Origin of the sequence: Mesorhizobium sp. M0145, from assembly GCF_040322355.1 — a bacterium.
Taxonomy (GTDB): Bacteria; Pseudomonadota; Alphaproteobacteria; order Rhizobiales; family Rhizobiaceae; genus Mesorhizobium.
In genome coordinates, this window is record NZ_JAMYTK010000003.1 from 306,734 (window position 1) to 324,879 (window position 18,146).

Annotated in this window: 13 protein-coding genes and 1 pseudogene; 10 read left to right on the forward strand and 4 right to left on the reverse strand. The window is 64.2% G+C overall.

All coding sequences use genetic code 11. The features are described 5' to 3' along the window. Window positions 1-4: 4 nt before the first annotated feature. Window positions 5-2,113, forward strand: coding sequence for a PAS domain-containing hybrid sensor histidine kinase/response regulator (locus NKJ28_RS08510; RefSeq protein WP_502896637.1), 2,109 nt, complete (start codon window positions 5-7; stop codon window positions 2,111-2,113). 150 nt (window positions 2,114-2,263) lie between these two features. After that, window positions 2,264-3,760, forward strand: a complete 1,497-nt coding sequence (locus tag NKJ28_RS08515) for a helicase HerA domain-containing protein (RefSeq protein WP_352568365.1) — start codon at window positions 2,264-2,266, stop codon at window positions 3,758-3,760. Between the two features lie 247 nt (window positions 3,761-4,007). On the opposite strand, the gene NKJ28_RS08520 is transcribed toward NKJ28_RS08515, so the two are convergent. The 3 genes and pseudogenes from NKJ28_RS08520 to NKJ28_RS08530 form a co-directional block, all read right to left on the reverse strand. Then, window positions 4,008-6,512, reverse strand: a complete 2,505-nt coding sequence (locus NKJ28_RS08520; protein WP_352454712.1) for an adenylate/guanylate cyclase domain-containing protein — start codon at window positions 6,510-6,512, stop codon at window positions 4,008-4,010. A 42-nt stretch (window positions 6,513-6,554) separates the two neighbouring features. Then, window positions 6,555-7,649, reverse strand: coding sequence for a branched-chain amino acid ABC transporter substrate-binding protein (locus tag NKJ28_RS08525; RefSeq protein ID WP_352448431.1), 1,095 nt, complete (start codon window positions 7,647-7,649; stop codon window positions 6,555-6,557). A gap of 242 nt (window positions 7,650-7,891) precedes the next feature. Further along, window positions 7,892-8,248, reverse strand: a pseudogene (locus NKJ28_RS08530) (ABC transporter permease subunit); the annotation flags it as partial. A gap of 127 nt (window positions 8,249-8,375) precedes the next feature. Here NKJ28_RS08530 and NKJ28_RS08535 point away from each other — a divergent pair. Both NKJ28_RS08535 and NKJ28_RS08540 read left to right on the forward strand, forming a co-directional pair. Then, entirely contained in the window at window positions 8,376-8,975 is a 600-nt protein-coding gene (locus tag NKJ28_RS08535) for an ANTAR domain-containing response regulator (protein ID WP_023676288.1), read from the forward strand. A gap of 2 nt (window positions 8,976-8,977) precedes the next feature. Continuing rightward, window positions 8,978-10,216 carry a CmpA/NrtA family ABC transporter substrate-binding protein gene (locus NKJ28_RS08540; RefSeq protein ID WP_352577826.1) on the forward strand — a complete coding sequence of 413 codons (1,239 nt, stop codon included), beginning with the start codon at window positions 8,978-8,980 and terminating at the stop codon, window positions 10,214-10,216. A 243-nt stretch (window positions 10,217-10,459) separates the two neighbouring features. Here the strand turns inward: NKJ28_RS08540 and NKJ28_RS08545 are convergent, their stop codons facing one another. Then, on the reverse strand, window positions 10,460-10,588 hold the full coding sequence (locus NKJ28_RS08545; protein WP_352448433.1) for a hypothetical protein: 129 nt from the start codon (window positions 10,586-10,588) through the stop codon (window positions 10,460-10,462). On the opposite strand from NKJ28_RS08545, the gene NKJ28_RS08550 reads away from it, so the two are divergent. From NKJ28_RS08550 to nirB, 6 genes are all read left to right on the forward strand, one after another. Continuing rightward, entirely contained in the window at window positions 10,575-11,891 is a 1,317-nt protein-coding gene (locus NKJ28_RS08550) for a CmpA/NrtA family ABC transporter substrate-binding protein (RefSeq protein WP_352634965.1), read from the forward strand. The genes NKJ28_RS08545 and NKJ28_RS08550 overlap by 14 nt on opposite strands. Before the next feature lie 84 nt (window positions 11,892-11,975). Beyond that, entirely contained in the window at window positions 11,976-12,872 is an 897-nt protein-coding gene (gene ntrB, locus NKJ28_RS08555) for a nitrate ABC transporter permease (RefSeq protein ID WP_352634967.1), read from the forward strand. A gap of 11 nt (window positions 12,873-12,883) precedes the next feature. After that, window positions 12,884-13,681, forward strand: a complete 798-nt coding sequence (locus tag NKJ28_RS08560; RefSeq protein ID WP_352634969.1) for an ABC transporter ATP-binding protein — start codon at window positions 12,884-12,886, stop codon at window positions 13,679-13,681. 416 nt (window positions 13,682-14,097) lie between these two features. Beyond that, a complete protein-coding gene (locus NKJ28_RS08565) occupies window positions 14,098-14,256 on the forward strand; it encodes a hypothetical protein (protein WP_023676294.1) in 159 nt (52 codons plus the stop codon). A gap of 58 nt (window positions 14,257-14,314) precedes the next feature. Next, on the forward strand, window positions 14,315-15,616 hold the full coding sequence (locus NKJ28_RS08570; RefSeq protein WP_352634970.1) for an MFS transporter: 1,302 nt from the start codon (window positions 14,315-14,317) through the stop codon (window positions 15,614-15,616). A 19-nt stretch (window positions 15,617-15,635) separates the two neighbouring features. Next, window positions 15,636-18,086, forward strand: a complete 2,451-nt coding sequence (gene nirB / locus NKJ28_RS08575; RefSeq protein ID WP_023676296.1) for a nitrite reductase large subunit NirB — start codon at window positions 15,636-15,638, stop codon at window positions 18,084-18,086. The last annotated feature ends 60 nt before the right edge of the window (window positions 18,087-18,146 follow it).

Sequence of the window (18,146 nt, forward strand, 5' to 3'; positions counted from 1 at the left end):
CTCGATGCAGAAGCTGTCGAGAAACGGAGCAAGGAAGCTGGAGGTCATGGCGCCGGCAGCGGGGCCGGCAAAGGCGCGCATCCTGGCCGTGGATGACGACGAGCGCAATCTGCTGGCGATCGGCGAGGTTCTGGCCCCTATCGGTGAAGTCGTCTGCGTGCAGTCGGGCGAAGAGGCGTTGCGCGCACTGCTGAAGGAGGATTTCGCAGTCATCCTGCTGGACGTGCTGATGCCCCGGCTGGATGGCTACGAGACCGCGGGATTGATCCGCCAGCGCGAGCAATCCAGGCGAACGCCGATAATTTTTCTCACCGCCATCAACAAGGAAGACGCGCACATGCTGCGCGGCTACGACGCCGGCGCGGTGGATTACGTGTTCAAGCCTTTCGACCCGGCCATGCTGCGTTCCAAGGTTGCCGTGTTCGTCGAACTTCATGAGAAGACGCTCGAAATCCAGCAAAAGGCGGCTGCCGAGCAACGGCTGCTGGCCCAGGCACTGCAGGCGCAGAAGGAAAAGCTCGAGGCCGAGCGGGCGCTGCGCAGCGCACAGGAGCGGCAGCATGCCATTTTGAGCTCTCTTCCGGTCTGCTTCCACGCAAGGGCGGCGGAGCCGCCGTTCGGCGCCAGCTTTGTCACCGAAGGGGTCGAACGCCTGACCGGCTTTCCTGCGGAACGGCTGACCGCCGATCCAGGCTTCGGCCTGAGCCGCGTTCATCCCGACGATCTGCCGAGAGTGAGGGAGGTCCTGCTCGCAGCCAAGGCCACCGGCTCCTACACCTGCGAATTCCGCTGGCAATGCGCCGACGGCAATTACCGGATTTTTCTCGACCAGGGCGTCCTGTCGAATGGCTCCGACGGCCGGAACCCCGAGATCCTCGGCACATTGCTGGACGTTACCGAGCGGCGCGAGCTTGAGGACCAGCTGCTGCAGTCGCAGCGCCTCGACGCGATCGGCAAGCTTACCGGCGGCCTGGCGCATGATTTCAACAATCTGCTTGCCGCAATTCTCAGCGGATTGGGATTGCTCGAGCGCCATGCCGAGTTCGACGGACAGACCAGGCAGGTTCTGGAACTGACACGCCGGTCGGCAAAACAAGGCGCCGAGCTCGTCAACCGCATGCTTGCCTTCTCGCGCCGCCAGACGCTGCGGCCGCAGGCCGTGCGCCTCGCCGCGCTCGGCGATACAATGAACGGGTTGGTGGCCCCGGTCCTGGGCGGCCTGATCCGTTTCGATTGGCTTGTCGACGACACTGTGTGGCCGGCGCATGTCGATGCCAGCCAGCTGGAGCTCGCGCTGATGAACCTGGTCTTCAACGCGCGCGATGCCATGCCGTCCGGCGGCACGATAATCGTGGAGGCGCAAAATCGAACGCTAGGCAGTGCAGCCGAGGATATTTCGGCGGGCGACTATGTCGTGGTCACGGTCAAGGACACGGGGTCGGGCATACCGGCTGACATTCTCGCCAAGGTCGTAGAACCGTTCTTCACCACAAAACCGGTCGGCAAAGGCACTGGCCTCGGTCTGAGCACGGTGCATGGTTTCGTCAAGCAATCGGGCGGCACGCTTCGCATTGAAAGCACCGTCGGCAGTGGAACATCCGTCCAGCTCTGGCTGCCGCGTTCAATCGAGCGCCCGGTGGAAATCGCCGAGAAGTCCGATGCCGACGACAGCGTCGGGAATGCCGGCGAGGACTATCCATCGGTCCTGCTGATCGACGACAGCAATGTACTACGGGAACTGACGGCGCAATCGCTTCGCCAACACGGCTTTGCGGTTACCTGTGCCGGGGGCGGTGCCGAAGCGCTGGCGATGATCGAGCGGGCGCCGTACGATTTCGATGTCATCGTCACCGATTTTGCCATGCCGCTCGTCTCGGGCCTGGAGGTCATTCGGTTCGCCCGGAATCTGCGGTCCGATTGGCCGGCGGTGATGATAACGGGATATGCCGATGCCGACGCGATCGCCGACCGGCCCCCCGACGTGCCGCTGCTCGGCAAACCGCTGCGCGAAAAGGACCTGATGGAGAGCATTCTTGCGGCGGCCGCGCGCGCCGGCTCGCAGAAAGCCAGGCAGGCCCAGCCGGTGAAAGGCGGGTACCGGTTTTCGACCTGAAGAGACAAGCCTTATCGAATCGAAACGGTACGTTCCGTATCCTCGATCGTCCGCGACATCCAGCCTGTGCGCAACACGGAGCGCCGGCCATGGCGCGCTCGACGGGCTGTGATGCGGTTGATAAGCCCTCTCCGCAAGGAGAGTCGAGACATGACCGTTGCGATCGAGATGGGCCAGACGAGCGCAGGCGCCCCGGCGGCGCTGGATCTTGAGGAACTGCTGGCGACGCGGCTTCTGGTGCAGGGCAATTCGGGCTCCGGCAAGTCCCACCTGCTGCGCCGGCTCTTGGAGCAGAGCGCGCCCTGGGTGCAGCAGACCATCATCGACCCCGAAGGCGACTTCGTGACGCTGGGCGACCGTTTTGGCCATCTGGTGATCGACGCCGAGGAGCATACCGAGCGCGGCCTGCAGAGCGCCGGCGAGCGGGCGCGCATCCACCGCGTCTCCACGGTGCTCAATCTCGAGGGGCTCGACGCCGAGAACCAGATGCGGCGCGCCGCCGCCTTCCTCGGCGGGCTTTTCGAGGTCGCCCGCGACCACTGGTACCCGATGCTGGTGGTGGTGGACGAGGCGCAGCTGTTCGCGCCGGCCGTCGCCGGCGAGGTTTCGGACGAGGCGCGCAAGCTCTCGCTCGGCGCCATGACCAATCTGATGTGCCGTGGCCGCAAACGCGGGCTGGCCGGGATCATCGCCACCCAGCGGCTGGCCAAGCTTGCCAAGAACGTCGCCGCCGAGGCTTCCAATTTCCTCATGGGCCGGACTTTTCTCGATATCGACATGGCGCGCGCCGCCGACCTTCTCGGCATGGAGCGGCGCCAGGCCGAGGCCTTTCGCGACCTCGAGCGCGGGCAATTCATGGCGCTCGGCCCGGCGCTGTCGCGCCGTCCGCTCGGCTTGCGCATCGGCCCGACAGATACAAGCCCGCGCAACGCGACCCCGCGCCTGATGCCGCTGCCGGAATCGGCGTTGGAGGATGCCCGTGCGATCATCCTGGCGGCCCCGCCGCCGGAAACCGTCCGGCCGCAGCGCCGCTCGTCGCCGGATCTACTCGATCAGCTGATGGCGGCGAAGTCGGCGGCGCTGGAAATCCGCCCGGAAGCAGCGGAGGCGCAAATCAGCGCCGAGGATTTGGCGGAGCGGCGCGAGCGCGTCGACCGGGTGCTGCGCGCCGTGCTGGCGCAACCCGATGCCGGCTTCCGGGTCATCGGCGTGCTTTATCAGGAGTTCGTGGTCCGCTGCCGCATCGAGGGCCTCGCCTCGGTCGTGCCGGACCTGCCCGAGTTCCGCCGCATGCTGACCCGCGCCCGCGCCGGCCTCGGCTCCGACATGGCGGGCGACGACGCCTGGCAGGACGTCTCGGCGCGCGCCTCGCTGCTGCCCGAGGACATGCAAGGCGTGTTCATGATGATCGCTCGCGCCGCCAAGGAGGGCTGGCCCTGCCCGAGCGACGCGGCAATCGCCCGCGCCTACGGCTCGCACTCGCTGCGCCGCGCCCGGCGCCTGCTGACCTATATCGAGGAGCAGGGGCTGATCGTATGCCAGCTCGACGGAGCCGGCCGGCGGACGGTGACGCTGGTGGAGCTCGCCTGGGCAACGGCACCGGGGGATCCCAATGCGGAGGAGGCGGAGCAGGGGAGTTTGGTGTGATGGGGGGACGAACTCACACTGAGAAAGCACCGCTCATCAGGCAGGGGCTAAGTCTGTTTTGCGCCATATCCGGACCTTGCCAGTGATGCCGTGAATGTTAAGTCTCGGCTCCGATGCGGACGTTCCGCCCGAGTTCGAAGACTGACCGCGACCGTTCTGCGGCCTTCGCATCGATAGCGCCAATGAGCGGCGTCCCACATCCCACTCCTTGTGTCCATTGGGAGGGGTCGTTGTGGACCAAGCCCTACTACCCAGGCTTGTGACGAAGCCGATCCAGCGCGTCTCGAAGTGCATTGGCGGCATCGCCACGCTCGTCAGGGGACATCAGCTCCGGTTCAAGTTCCAACCTGAAGTGCGGCAGCTCGGTTCGAACAGCACGACGAGCGGCCGCCAGATTGGCCTTCAGATCGATGACGCGGTAGGTGGCGACGGGATAGGCGATCCCCTTGACCTGGACTTGCCCCAGTTCCTCACAGTCGATTGCGTCCTTCACTTGCGCAAACGTCTCGTAGGAAATGAGGATGGCCCCCGGCGGCGCCTCCTGCTCCAGGCGCGAGGCGAGATTCACGGCGCCGCCGATTATCGTGTAGTCCATCCGGTCCTCGCTGCCGAAGTTACCGACGGTGCAGTAGTCGGTATGGATGCCGATGCGACAGCGCAGCGGTGTTTCGATCCCCATGTCCCGCCAGACTTCGGCAAGCTCGCTAATCCGCTTTTGCATTGCAAGTGCCATCTGCGCGCAAGCCAGCGCGTCCTCCTTGACGCCGCGAGTCTCGGGATCGCCGAAAAACATCAGGATCGCGTCGCCGACATATTTGTCGATCGTCGCGCCGTGATCCGAAGCAATTTTCGACATTTCCGTCAGATAGTGATTGAGGAGTTGGGTGAGATCCTCGGATTCCATTTTGTCAGTGGTCTCGGTAAAGCCGGCGATATCGGAGAAGCATATTGTCAGTTTCTTCCGCTGGCTGGCGATCCTGACCTCCTGGCGGCCGGTGAATATCGAGCGATACACCTGGGGCGCCAGATACTTCGCCAGCTTGCTGGAAAGCGCCTCCAGAACCACGGATTTCTCGGCGAGGTTCTCCTCCCTTTGCTTCAGCTCAGTGATGTCCGAATAGACGGCGACCGTGCCGCCGGCGCTGATCCGCCGCTCGCTGACCATGACCCATCGCCCGTCGCCTCGCCTCTGCACCCAAGGTTCGCCAGGGTTGCGGTGCCGCGAGAGGCGCTCGGCGACCCACTCCTCGACCCGCCCCTCGGCGTCCCTGATGTAGCCGCGCTCAGCGGATCGGCGAATGATTTGCTCGAATGTCGTGCCGGGCGTCAGTTCGGTCTCCAGACCGGTGTAGAGCAATTCGCGGTAGCGGCTGTTGCTGAGGACGAGCCGGTCCTCCCAGTCGTACAGAGCGAATCCTTCGGAGATGCTTTCGATGGCATCGATGAGCCGCTGACGAGCTTCCGCAACGTCGCGCAGGTTCTTTTCCTCGACCTCGACAGCAGTATCCCGGAAGAGTCTCAGCGCTTCGGCCATGCGCCCGATTTCGTCGCTGCCCGCGGCTGGCAGCGGCGCACGAAGATTGCCCCCCGCAATCGCGAGCATGCCTTGGCTCACGGCCCCCAGTCGGGCGAGGAGGCTGCGGTCGACATAGAGCCAGACAACCAGAACCGAACTCAGGAGGCTGAGAAAGGCGGAGCCGAGTACAACCGCGGTGCCGTAGCGCTGGACGAGCGCGGCTTCGCGACCGGACGCAGCGATCTCCTGATCTGCCGTGGCGACCAGGCGATCGACGCCAGCGGTGAGATTGCGCGACAGTCGATTGTTCTCGGCCAGAAGCCTTTCGCCCTGTGCCAGGACAGCAAACTCGTCCTCCCGCACCTTGGGGATGCTGTCCTCGCCGTCGGTCAAACCCCTGAACTCGTCAACACGCTGCCGGAAGCGGGTCCGCAGCTTTTCGTCGATCTCCGTGGAAACCTTTTCAAGAGCAGTGAGCGAACGGCGTAGCGGAAAAAGGATCAACGCCAGGTCGCCCGGCGTCGGCGCGTTCGCGACCTTCACCAGCGCGTCGTTGACCGCCGAGATCTCCAGCTGCGCCTTCTGCTGGGGAATGTAAGCCGCAATCGCCTGGACCAGGTCGGCCATCGCCGCTGCGCGTCGATCGGGCGACAGCGACGTGTCGGCCGCGACCGCCCGCCATTGCGGGAGCCTGGAATCCATTACTAGGATGCCGGTGGCCACAAGGCGCTGGCTTCCGGTCGTCGTCGCGGCGAGGCGGTTCAGGAGCTCCTCCTTGCGGGCGACCACGTCGAGCCGGGCGACAACAAGAGAGTCGAGCTCCTTCAGGTTGCGCCTCAGAACAATCGCGGCTTCCTCGATCTCGGCCAAAGGCACTGTGCCCAACGTGGCATCCCGGAGGTCCGTGCGCAGGGCCTCGAGGCGGGACATCTCGAGCGCGACGGCAGCCGAGACCTCGCTGTGCTGAGCCCTGCTTGTCGCTGCCAGCACCGATGGCGCGGCAGCAGCGACCCGTTCGGCCTGGCGCGACAGCTGGAGGGAGGCGAGCGCCGACGGCACTCGATCCGTGGTAATTCGGTCCACGACGTCGCCAACCTGGAGGAAGGCATAAAGCGCCGCAGCGGTTGCCAGCACCGCAAGGGCGCTGATCCCGAAAAAGGCGAGCAACAGCCGGCCGCGTATGCCGAGGCGTTCAAGCTCGGCGAGTCGGAACAGTCCGGCCACACTGGTCTGCATCAGACTAGACATCTCAGCCGGCACGCCGGCGATCAGCGAACCCTATTCAACCGGCACGTACTCTCCGCCGCGCCAGACGTACCAAACCCAACTCTGCTTCGTGAGGTCGCCCTTGTCGTCGAAATCGACCCGGCCGATGACGGTGTCGAATTCCTGTTCGTGCAGTGCCGCAATGATGGCCTTCTGCTCCAGCGAACCTGCCTTCGAGACTGCCTGGGCCCAAACCTGGACCGCGCAGTAGCTCAACAGCGTGTAGCCCGCGGGTTCGAAATTCTCCGCACGGAACTGCTCAACGACCGCGGCCGCTTCGGGGCTTCGCCTCGGGTCCGCCGGGAACGTGAAGAGGGTCCCCTCCGCCGCGGGGCCGGCGATCAGGGCAAATTCCTCGGTCGCCAAAGCATCTCCGGATATGAGCTGAACCGTGTAGCCACTGTCGTGTGCAGCGCGAGCAATCAGCGCAACCTCGGCATGATACCCACCCACATATAAGGCGGAGACGCCGGCGGTCTGCAACGTAGCGACCTCGGCCGAATAGTCGTCCTTCCCGGGAATGTATGCGTCGTAAACGGCCTCAGTCACGCCCCGCTTGTTCAGCTGCTTCCTGGTCTCGTCGGCGAGACCCTTCCCATAGGTCGAATTGTCGTGGAGGATCGCAATCTTCTTGTTGCCCCAGCGATCGGCAAGGTAGTTGCCGGCGATGAAACCTTGCGCGTCGTCGCGGCCAATGGTGCGAAAGACATTGGCACGGCCCTGTTCGGTCAGCTGCGGATTGGTCGAGCCTGGGGATATCTCAACGACGCCTGCCTCCTCGTACACTTTTGATGCGGGGATCGAGGCCCCGGAGCAATAATGCCCGACGACGAGCACGACCCCGTCAGCCACCAGCTTCTTGGCGGCCGCCACAGCTTGCTCGGGATCGCAGAAGTCGTCGACCGAGATGAGCCTCACCTTCTGGCCGAGCACGCCGCCCGCCGTGTTGACGTCGGCCACTGCCATCTCCGCGCCGCGCTGTCCCTGCTCGCCGATCCAGGCGAGCCGTCCCGTCATCGCAGCCGAGACGCCGATCAGCACCTCCGCCCGCGCGGAGCTGAACACGGCCGCGAGAACTAAGATCGCTATGGCGATGATGCGGTGCATGTGTGCACCCCCTTAACTGTAGCTTACGCCAATCCCGTCAAAGCCGACAGCCCCTTCGGCAAGCGCGACTGTCTCGGGCTGCTATTGCAGCGCACACCCAATTTGGCGAAGCAAGCATACACTGGAATGGCGTGTCATAACTTCGTTCGCTGAGGTCGGAATCGCGCGCCAAATCCGGACGTTACCACTGACCGGAGTGAGCGTCGTGATTGGGTCAAAGCAGCCCCCGCCTCAGCTTCCCCCTATCTCTCCTCCACAATCCGCAAATAGGCCGCCGTCACAAACAGCACGATTAACCCAAACAATATCCACCACGCCCCTTCCGGCATCTGCAAAATCGTCAGCAGCGTCGTCAGCGCGGTAGGGATCAGCGCCGTTGATTGTGCCGGTGCAGCCGCCGCGGCCGCCGAAGATCGAGGTGCCGCCGACGACGGCGGCGGCCACCCAAGGCAGCACCAGCGGGTCGGCGAGCGACGGCCTTGATCAGGCCGATGTAGTGCAGTGCCGACGAGCACGCTCGAGATAACGTAGAGCGCGGTGATCACCTGCCAGCAGCGTACGCCGGACAGGCGCGTTGCCCGTTCGTTGTCGCCGACCGCCCCAGCACCACCGCCGCGACGCTGGCCGTCGCGTCCAATTCCTCAGGCGGCGCCTGGACGCCGGCTTTGTTTCCGTGAATCTCGCGATGCCGCATTGCACAATCGTCTCGCCTGCGCAAAATGCGGCATGATCCGCAAATCCCTCACTGTCCTGGTGATCGATGAGAACCACATCCGCGCTTCGATAATCGAAGCGGGATTGCGGGAGGCCGGGCATCAGCAGGTCACGGTCATCCATGACGTCGCCGGCATAGCGCGGCGGATAGCCGAGATCGAACCCGACGTGATCGTCATCGATCTCGAAAATCCCAACCGCGACATGCTCGAAAACATGTTCCAGCTTTCGCGCGTGGTGAAGCGGCCGATCGCCATGTTCGTCGACCGCTCCGATCAGGCTTCGATCGAAGCAGCGGTGGAAGCCGGAGTGTCGGCCTATGTCGTCGACGGCCTGCGTCAGGAGCGGGTCAAGCCGATCCTCGACATGGCAATCAGCCGCTTCAATGCGTTTTCGCGCATGGCGCGCGAACTGGAAGAAGCCCGCAGCGAATTGGAAAGCCGCAAGGTGATCGATCGCGCAAAGGGCATCCTGATGAAGTCGCGCGGCCTGTCGGAGGACGCGGCGTATACGCTGCTGCGCAAGACCGCCATGAACCAGAACCGCAAGATCGCCGAGATCGCCCAGAGCCTGGTAACGGCGGCAGGCCTGCTGGATCCCGAGGAGAGTTGAGAATGGCGGCCGAGCACCGGATCAATGCTGGCTTCATGCCGCTCTTCGACAGCGCTGTCCTTGTCGCGGCGAAGGAAATCGGCTTCGCCCTGCGTGAAGGCATCGACCTGACGCTCAACCGGGAAACATCCTGGGCCAACATCCGCGACCGCATCGCCATCGGCCATTTCGATCTGGCGCATATGCTGGGGCCGATGCCGATCGCCTGCAATCTGGGGCTGACGCCGCTCGCCTCCGATACCGTCGTGCCGTTTTCGCTCGGCCTCGGCGGCAATTGCGTGACGGTTTCGAACGCGGTCTGGGCCGGCATGGCCGCGCACGGCGCCCAACCCGATCTCGATCCGGCGCGGGCCGGCAAGGCGTTGGGAGCGCTGATTCGTGAACGGGCGAATGGCGGCGGCGATCCGCTTCGCTTCGCCGTCGTCCATCCGCACTCCGGGCACAATTACGAATTGCGCTACTGGCTCGCCGCCTGTGGCATCGACCCGTCGCGTGAAATCGAGATCGTCATCGTGCCGCCCCCCTTCATGGCCGACGCACTCGCCGCCGGCAGGATCGACGGCTACTGCGTCGGCGAACCCTGGAACAGCGCCTCGGTCGTCGCGGGCACCGGCCATATCGCCACGGTCAAGGCGGCCATCTGGAAGACCAGCCCCGAGAAAGTCGTCGGCGTGCGCAAGGCATGGGCGGAAAGAGAGCCGGACGCGCTTTCAGCCCTGCTGCGTGCGCTTCATCACGCGGCGCGCTGGTGCCAGGATCCGGCAAACCGTGACGAACTCGCGGCCCTTATGGCGCAGCCGGCCTTCCTCGGGCTTGCGCCGGCGCTGCAGATGCCGATCCTCAGCGGGCATCTGGCGCTCGGCGGCGGCGCCGAACTGAGTGTCGGCGACTTCTTTCTGCCCTTCAACAAGGCGGCGAACTTCCCGTGGAAGAGCCATGCGCTGTGGTTCTACACGCAGATGGTGCGCTGGGGGCATGTCGCGCACACGCCGGAAAACCTCGCTATTGCCCGCGACTGCTACCGCCCCGATCTCTACCGCTCGGCGTTGAAGCCGCTTGGCGTAGCGCTTCCCGGTGCCAATGCCAAGGTCGAGGGCGCGCTGAAGGCCGCGACTCCGGTCGGTTCGGCGGGGGCAAGCCTGGTGCTCGGTCCCGATGGTTTCTTCGATGGCCAGATCTTCGATCCCGACGAGATCGACGCCTACATTGCCGGCCAGAAATTGGCGCGCGCCGAAGTCTGATCATTTCGGCGGCATTCTTGTGCGCTGCACAAAAAATGTGCGTGCAACTGCGCTAATGAACAATCTTTGGCTTGCTCGCCCAGCGGGCCGGCGCGCCGACGATTTTGGCATGTCGTTGATCTCGTTGATGTTTGTCATCCATTCCGAAACTGGCACGGTTCCTGCGTTGCAATAGGCAGACTCTTCTCGGGTCACGGAATAGGCGTCCAATGGCGGGCGCTACAGGCAACGCTGCCGCTCAGGTCAACACGCGATCCCGGATGGACGGACGCGCGCGGCCTGGCCGGCGGCTTTTTTGTTTTGGTCGAACACGCAATCGACGGCGCCGATCCCAAGCCGCGCCCAACCGGAGATGACGATGACGAAAAGCACCAATAGCCATTCCGCCCAAACGGCGATCGGCCGCCGCGATTTCCTGAGGATCAGCGCGGCCACCGCGGCAACGCTGGCCGCGGCGCGTGCGCTGCTGCCCTCCGGCGCCTATGCGGCGCCCGCCGCGCCGGAAGTCACCGGCGCCAAGCTCGGCTTCATAGCGCTGACCGATGCGGCGCCGCTGATGATTGCCAAGGAGAAAGGCCTGTTCGAGAAATTCGGCATGCCCGACGTCGAGGTGCTCAAGCAGGCCTCCTGGGGGGCGACGCGCGATAATCTGGTGCTCGGCGGCGAAGCCAACGGCATTGACGGCGCCCATATCCTGACGCCGATGCCTTATCTGATGCACACCGGCAAGGTGACTCAAAACAAGCAGCCGCTGCCGATGGCGATCGTGGCCCGGCTCAACTACGACTGCCAGGGCATTTCTGTCGCCCAGGAATATGCCGGCACCGGTGTCGGCCTCGACGCCTCCAAGCTGAAGGACGCCTTCGCTGCGAAAAAGGCCGCAGGCAAGGAGGTGAAGGCCGCCATGACCTTCCCGGGCGGCACGCACGATCTTTGGCTGCGCTACTGGCTGGCTGCCGGCGGCATCGATCCCGACAAGGACGTCTCGACCATCGTCGTGCCGCCGCCGCAGATGGTCGCCAACATGAAGGTCGGCAACATGGACGTGTTCTGTGTCGGCGAGCCGTGGAACGAGCAGCTCGTCCACCAGGGCGTCGGCTTCACCGCCGCCACCACCGGCGAACTGTGGAAGGGCCATCCGGAAAAGGCGCTCGGCCTGCGCGCCGCCTTCATCGACAAGTACCCGAACTCCACCAAGGCGATCCTGATGGCGGTCATGGAAGCCCAGCAATGGTGCGAAGCCAAGGAAAACAAGGACGAGATGGCCGCCATCATCGGCAAGCGGCAATGGATGAACGTGCCGACTGCCGACATCATCGGCCGCCTCAAGGGCGACATCAATTACGGCAATGGCCGCGTCGCCAACGGCACCGATCTCTACATGAAGTTCTGGCAGGGCGGCGTGTCCTATCCCTTCAAGAGCCACGACAGCTGGTTCCTCGCCGAAAACATCCGCTGGGGCAAGTTCGCGCCGACCACCGACATCAAGGCGCTGGTCGCCCAGGTCAATCGCGAGGATCTGTGGCGAGAGGCGGCCAAGGATCTTGGTGTCGCCGCGGCCGATATCCCGGCGTCTTCATCGCGCGGCGTCGAGACCTTCTTCGACGGCAAGGTCTTCGATCCGGAGAACCCGTCCGCCTATCTCGACAGCCTGAAGATCAAGGCATCGGCCTGAACGGTGCAAACGGCGCTCGCGCCGTTTGTCGCCACAAGCGCAACGGCGCCGCTTGTCGCCAAATGCCAAAGGAACGTTCGAGAAATGTCTATCCAAGCCATCGAGGACCGCAAGGTGAAGCCGTTCCCCGCGCCTGCCAAGCCCGCCGAAATCATCGCCTTCACCGCCAGGGCGCGGCGCCGCTTCGACCCGGCCGCGATCGCAGGCAAGCTGGCCAGCACGCTGGTGCCGCCGGTCATCGTCATCACCATTATGCTCGTCGTCTGGCAGGTCGCCTGTTCGTCGCCCACAGCCAGCCTGCCACCGCCAAGCCAAGTTTGGAACGAGGCCTATGACCTGATCGCCCACCCGTTCTTCGACAATGGCCCGCAGGACATTGGGCTCGCCTGGCGGGTGCTGATGTCGCTGCAGCGCGTCGCCATGGGCTTCGGCCTGGCAGCAATCGTCGGCGTCGCGCTCGGCGCGCTCGTCGGCCAGTCGATCTGGGCGATGCGCGGTCTCGATCCGGTCTTCCAGATCCTGCGCACGGTGCCGCCGCTCGCGTGGCTGCCGCTGTCGCTGGCGGCGTTCCGCGATTCCAGCCCGTCGGCGATCTTCGTCATCTTCATCACCTCGATCTGGCCCATCATCATCAACACCGCGGTCGGTGTCCGCAACATCCCCGAGGACTACCGCAACGTCGCCCGTATCCTCCGGCTCAACCAGTTCGAGTTCTTTGTGAAGATCATGGTGCCGGCGGCCGCGCCCTACATCTTCACCGGCCTGCGGATCGGCATCGGCCTGTCCTGGCTGGCCATCGTCGCCGCCGAAATGCTGACCGGCGGCGTCGGCATCGGCTTCTTCATCTGGGACGCGTGGAACTCGTCGCGCCTGCCCGACATCATTGTCGCACTCGCCTATATCGGCGTCACCGGTTTCTGCCTCGACCGCCTGGTCGCGGCGGTCGGCGCCTTCGTCACCCGCGGCACAACGGCAAAGTGAGGAGAGGGACGATGACGGCCTATCTGAAACTCGACCACATCGACAAATCCTTCGCCCGCGGCAGCCAAGTCAGCGACGTGCTCAAGGACATCCGGCTGACCATCGACAAAGGCGAATTCGTCTCGATCATCGGCCATTCCGGCTGCGGCAAGTCGACCTTGCTCAACCTGATCGCCGGCCTGACCAAGGTCTCCGCCGGCGCGGTTCTGTTGGAAGACAAGGAGGTCGACAGCCCCGGTCCCGAACGCGCCGTGGTGTTCCAGAACCACAGCCTGCTGCCATGGCTGACCGTCTACGAAAACATCAACCTCGCGGTATCCAAGGTCTTCGGCGGCACAAAGAGCCGGGCCGAGCGGCATGAATGGATCATGCGCAATCTCGATCTCGTGCAGATGGCGCATGCCAAGGACAAACGTCCGGCCGAGATTTCGGGCGGCATGAAGCAGCGCGTCGGCATCGCCCGGGCGCTGGCCATGGAGCCGAAGATCCTGCTGCTCGACGAGCCGTTCGGCGCGCTCGACGCGCTGACGCGCGCGCATCTGCAGGACGCGGTGATGGATATCCATTCGAGGCTCGGCTCGACGATGATCATGATCACTCACGATGTCGACGAGGCGGTGCTGTTGTCCGACCGCATCGTCATGATGACCAACGGGCCGGCGGCCACCATCGGCGAGGTTCTTCCCGTGCCGCTGGCCCGGCCGCGTCGGCGCATCGAGCTTTCCTCCGACCGCACCTTCCTGCGCTGCCGCGAGGCGGTGCTGAAATTCCTCTACGAACGCCACCGCTTCGTCGAAGCCGCGGAGTAAGGCCATAACGGGAAAACTCGTCATCATTGGCAATCTGCATCGGCAATGGGCAATCTACCGCATTGCACAAATATTATGCTGCCGTGCAAGGCATTTTGACTAATCTTTGATCCGCTGCCGAGCTTGGTCAAAAGTCGCGCGGCTGCGGTTCATATTGATTTCATTCGATAATTAAGAGCGCTGTCGAATTGGCACGCTTCCTGCTTTTCAAAATGTAGGGTCCGCAAGGGCCAAGTGAAACGGCGTCCAATGGCGGGCGCCACAGGCAAAGCTGCCGCTCAGGTCCACACGCGCTCCCGGAACCCCGGACGCGAAGACCTGGCCGGCGGCTTTTTTGTTTTGACGCAATCGACGGCGCTGGTCCCAAGCGGCGCCCAACCGGAGACGACGATGACGAAACGGATTGGAACTGGCGCGTGCCTCGCGGGCTCACGCGCCGCCATTTTCTGGCCAGCAGCGCGCTGTTCACCGCCGCGCTCGTCCTCTTTCCCGCCGGCGCCAAGACTGACGGCAAGGGTCTCGAAGTGACCGCGCAAAGGTCGGGTTCAACCAGTTCGCCGATGCTGCGCCGCTGACAGTCGCGAACGAACAGACAAGGGCGGTGCCTCCCACGCCGCAAACCGGAGCCAGAAAATGACCGCAAATCTCCCAGCCGCGCCCAGCCAGGACAGCGCTCCCCGGCAGGCGCTTGCCATGTCCACCATCGCCTTCACCGTCTGCTTCGCGGTGTGGACGATCTTTTCAATCATCGGCGTGCGCATAAAGCAGGAGCTGGGGCTGAACGAGACGGAGTTCGGCCTGCTCGTCGGCACGCCGATCCTCACCGGCTCGCTCGTCCGTATGGTGCTCGGTGTCTGGACCGACCGTTTTGGCGGACGGCTGGTATACACCGCGACCATGCTTGCGGCGGCGGTCGCGACTTTTCTGCTCGCTTTTGCGCACACCTACGGGCAGATGCTGGTCGCCGCACTAGGCGTTGGGCTCGCCGGCGGTTCCTTCGCCGTCGGTGTCGCCTATGTCTCGCGCTTCTTCCCGGCCGGCAAGCAGGGTACGGCGCTTGGCATTTTTGGTGTCGGCAATGTCGGCGCCGCGGTCACCAAGTTCCTGGCACCGTTCGTGCTTCTCTCCTGGGGCTGGCAGTCGGTCGCGCTGATCTGGGCGGCAGCACTCGTCGTCATGGCCGCCGTCTTCTGGTTCACGACCGGCGACGATCCGGTCATCCGCGAGCGCCGCGCCGGCAAGGCAGCGCCCGCGAGAAGCTTCTTGCAGGAATTCGCACCGCTCAAGAACCTGCAGGTCTGGCGCTTCGCCTTCTATTATTTCTTCGCCTTCGGTGCATTCGTGGCGCTCTCGTTGTGGCTGCCCCGCTACCTGATCGGCGTCTACGGCTTCGGGCTTGCGACCGCCGGCATGATCGGGGCGGCCTATTCAATTCCGGCAAGTATTTTCCGCGCCTATGGCGGCGTGCTTTCCGACCGGATCGGCGCCCGCACCGTGCTCTACTGGACCTTCGCTGTCAGTGCCGCCGCGACTCTCGTTCTGTCTCTCCCCTCGGCAGATTACGTCGTGCGCGGTGTCAGCGGGCCGATCGCCTTCCATTTCGAGGTCGGCCCGCTCGCCTTCATAGCCGTTGCCTGTGTGCTCGGCTTCTTCATGAGCCTCGGCAAGGCTGCCGTCTACAAGCACATCCCGGCTTACTATCCGCAGAGTGTCGGCGCGGTCGGCGGCGTTGTCGGCATGATTGGCGGGCTCGGCGGCTTTATCCTGCCAATCGTCTTCGGAGCGCTCAACGACCTCACCGGCGTCTGGTCGAGCTGCTTCATGCTGCTCTTCGTCATCGTCGCCACCTGCTTTGCCTGGATGCATTTTTCCATCCGGCGGATGGAGCGCACGGCGTCTGACGAAGCTTCAGGCCTTTCCTACGCGGCTGAGTGAGACCGGAGTGGATCAGGACATGACCGAGAAACTCGTCATCATCGGCAACGGCATGGCCCCCGGGCGCATGCTGGAGCACCTCCTGGAAAAGGCGCCTGGGCGCTACCAGGTCACCATCTTCAACGCCGAGCCGCGCGTGAACTACGACCGCATCATGCTCTCGCCGGTTTTGTCGGGCGAAAAGGCCTATGAGGAGATCATCATCCATGGCGACGGCTGGTACATCAAGCACGGCATCACCCTCTACAAGGGCCACAAGATCGTCGCCATCGACCGGCAGGCAAAGACCGTCACCTCCGATCATGGCGTGACCGAGCCCTACGACAAGCTCGTCATCGCCACCGGCTCGGTGCCGTTTATCATTCCGGTGCCAGGCCATGATCTGCCCGGCGTGCTCACGTATCGCGATCTCGACGACGTCCGGGCGATGATGCTTGCCGCCCAGTCGCGGGCCAAGGCGGTGGTCATCGGCGGCGGCCTGCTCGGCCTGGAAGCGGCTGCGGGTCTGAACGCGCAAGGGATGGACGTCACCGTGCTGCACGTCATGCCGACGCTGATGGAGCGTCAGCTCGATCCGGCCGCCGGATATCTCCTGCAGCGCGCCGTCGAGCAGCGCGGCATCAAGGTCATCACCAAGGCCAACACCCAGGCGATCACCGGCAACGGCAAGGTCGAGCGGGTGGAGCTTGCCGACGGCACAGTCATTCCCGCAACGCTCGTCGTCATGGCGGTGGGCATCAGGCCGAATGCGGCGCTGGCGAAGGAAGCCGGCATTGCGGTCAATCGCGGCATCGTCGTCGACGCCGGCATGCGCAGCAACGATCCCGATATCTACGCAATCGGCGAATGCGCCGAGGTCAACGGCCAGGTCTACGGGCTGGTCGCGCCGCTCTACGAGATGGCGCGCGTCGCCGCCAGCCATCTGGCCGGCAATGAGGCGGCGGCTTTCGTCCACATGGACACGCCGACCAAGCTCAAGGTCACCGGCATCGAGCTGTTCTCTCTCGGCGACTTCGCCGAGGGCGATGACCGCCAGGAGATCGTGCTGCGCGATGCCGCGGCCGGCGTCTACAAGCGCCTGGTACTCAAGGACGACCGCATCATCGGCACCGTGCTCTATGGCGAGACGGCGGACGGCGCCTGGTTCAACGACCTCAAGAAGAAGCAGACCGACATATCCGAGATGCGCGATACGCTCATCTTCGGCCAGTCCTACCAGGGAGGCGCCCCCCTGGACCCTATGGCGGCCGTTGCAGCCTTGCCGGATGATGCGGAAATCTGCGGTTGCAACGGCGTATGCAAGGGAAAGATCACCGGCGCGATCACGGCCAGGGGCTTGACCTCGCTCGACGATGTGCGCGCCCACACCAAGGCGTCGGCCTCCTGCGGCTCCTGCACCGGGCTGGTCGAAAAGCTGATGGTGCTGACCATCGGCGACAAATACAACCCCGCGGCGGTCCAGCCGATGTGCAGCTGCACCGCGCTTGGCCATGACGAGGTCCGCCGGCTGATCAAGGCCAAGGGCTTGAAGACCATTCCCGCCGTCATGCAGGAACTGGAGTGGAAGACCTCCTGCGGCTGCGCCAAATGTCGGCCGGCGCTCAACTATTATCTCGTCTGCGACTGGCCCGACGAATACGCCGACGATTACCAGTCGCGCTTCATCAACGAGCGCGTCCACGCCAACATCCAAAAGGACGGCACCTATTCGGTAGTGCCGCGCATGTGGGGCGGCGTCACCAACGCCGCCGAATTGCGCGCCATCGCAGACGTCGTCGACAAGTTCGAGATCCCGATGGTCAAGGTCACCGGCGGCCAGCGCATCGACATGCTCGGCATCCGCAAGGAAGACCTGCCGGCGGTATGGGCCGATCTCGGCCAGGCCGGCTTCGTCTCCGGCCACGCCTATGCCAAAGGACTGCGCACGGTGAAGACCTGTGTCGGCTCGGACTGGTGCCGCTTCGGCACGCAGGATTCGACCGGCTTGGGCATCCGTATCGAAAAATTCATGTGGGGCTCGTGGACCCCGGCCAAGGTCAAGATGGCGGTGTCGGGCTGTCCGCGAAACTGTGCCGAGGCGACCTGCAAGGATGTCGGCGTGATCTGCGTCGATAGCGGCTACGAGATCCATTTCGCCGGCGCCGCCGGTCTCGACATCAAGGGCACCGAAGTGCTCGGCCTGGTCAAGACCGAGGACGAGGCGCTGGAGCATATCGTGGCGTTGACGCAGATGTATCGCGAGCAGGGCCGCTATCTCGAGCGTATCTACAAATGGGCCAAGCGCGTCGGCATAGCTGAGATCAAGCGTCAGATCATGGACGATGGCGAGAAGCGCAAAGCCTATTTCGACCGCTTCGTCTTTTCGCAGAAATTCGCCCAGGTCGACCCATGGTCGGAACGTGCTTCCGGCAAGGACAAGCATGAATTCCGGCCGATGGCTTCGGTCGGCTTTGCCCAGGCGGCGGAGTAGGCGCGTGTTCCCGAAAAGTGGAATGCGTTTTCGGACAAGAACACGCGCAAAAGAGGAATA

What these genes read in the sequence shown, in the direction of transcription:
- NKJ28_RS08510 (WP_502896637.1), top strand. Translation starts at nt 5, where the DNA reads ATGCAGAAGCTGTCGAGAAACGGAGCAAGGAAGCTGGAGGTCATGGCG.
- NKJ28_RS08515 (WP_352568365.1), top strand. Translation starts at nt 2,264, where the DNA reads ATGACCGTTGCGATCGAGATGGGCCAGACGAGCGCAGGCGCCCCGGCG.
- NKJ28_RS08520 (WP_352454712.1), bottom strand. Translation starts at nt 6,512, where the DNA reads ATGCAGACCAGTGTGGCCGGACTGTTCCGACTCGCCGAGCTTGAACGC.
- NKJ28_RS08525 (WP_352448431.1), bottom strand. Translation starts at nt 7,649, where the DNA reads ATGCACCGCATCATCGCCATAGCGATCTTAGTTCTCGCGGCCGTGTTC.
- NKJ28_RS08535 (WP_023676288.1), top strand. Translation starts at nt 8,376, where the DNA reads ATGATCCGCAAATCCCTCACTGTCCTGGTGATCGATGAGAACCACATC.
- NKJ28_RS08540 (WP_352577826.1), top strand. Translation starts at nt 8,978, where the DNA reads ATGGCGGCCGAGCACCGGATCAATGCTGGCTTCATGCCGCTCTTCGAC.
- NKJ28_RS08550 (WP_352634965.1), top strand. Translation starts at nt 10,575, where the DNA reads ATGACGAAAAGCACCAATAGCCATTCCGCCCAAACGGCGATCGGCCGC.
- ntrB (WP_352634967.1), top strand. Translation starts at nt 11,976, where the DNA reads ATGTCTATCCAAGCCATCGAGGACCGCAAGGTGAAGCCGTTCCCCGCG.
- NKJ28_RS08560 (WP_352634969.1), top strand. Translation starts at nt 12,884, where the DNA reads ATGACGGCCTATCTGAAACTCGACCACATCGACAAATCCTTCGCCCGC.
- NKJ28_RS08570 (WP_352634970.1), top strand. Translation starts at nt 14,315, where the DNA reads ATGACCGCAAATCTCCCAGCCGCGCCCAGCCAGGACAGCGCTCCCCGG.
- nirB (WP_023676296.1), top strand. Translation starts at nt 15,636, where the DNA reads ATGACCGAGAAACTCGTCATCATCGGCAACGGCATGGCCCCCGGGCGC.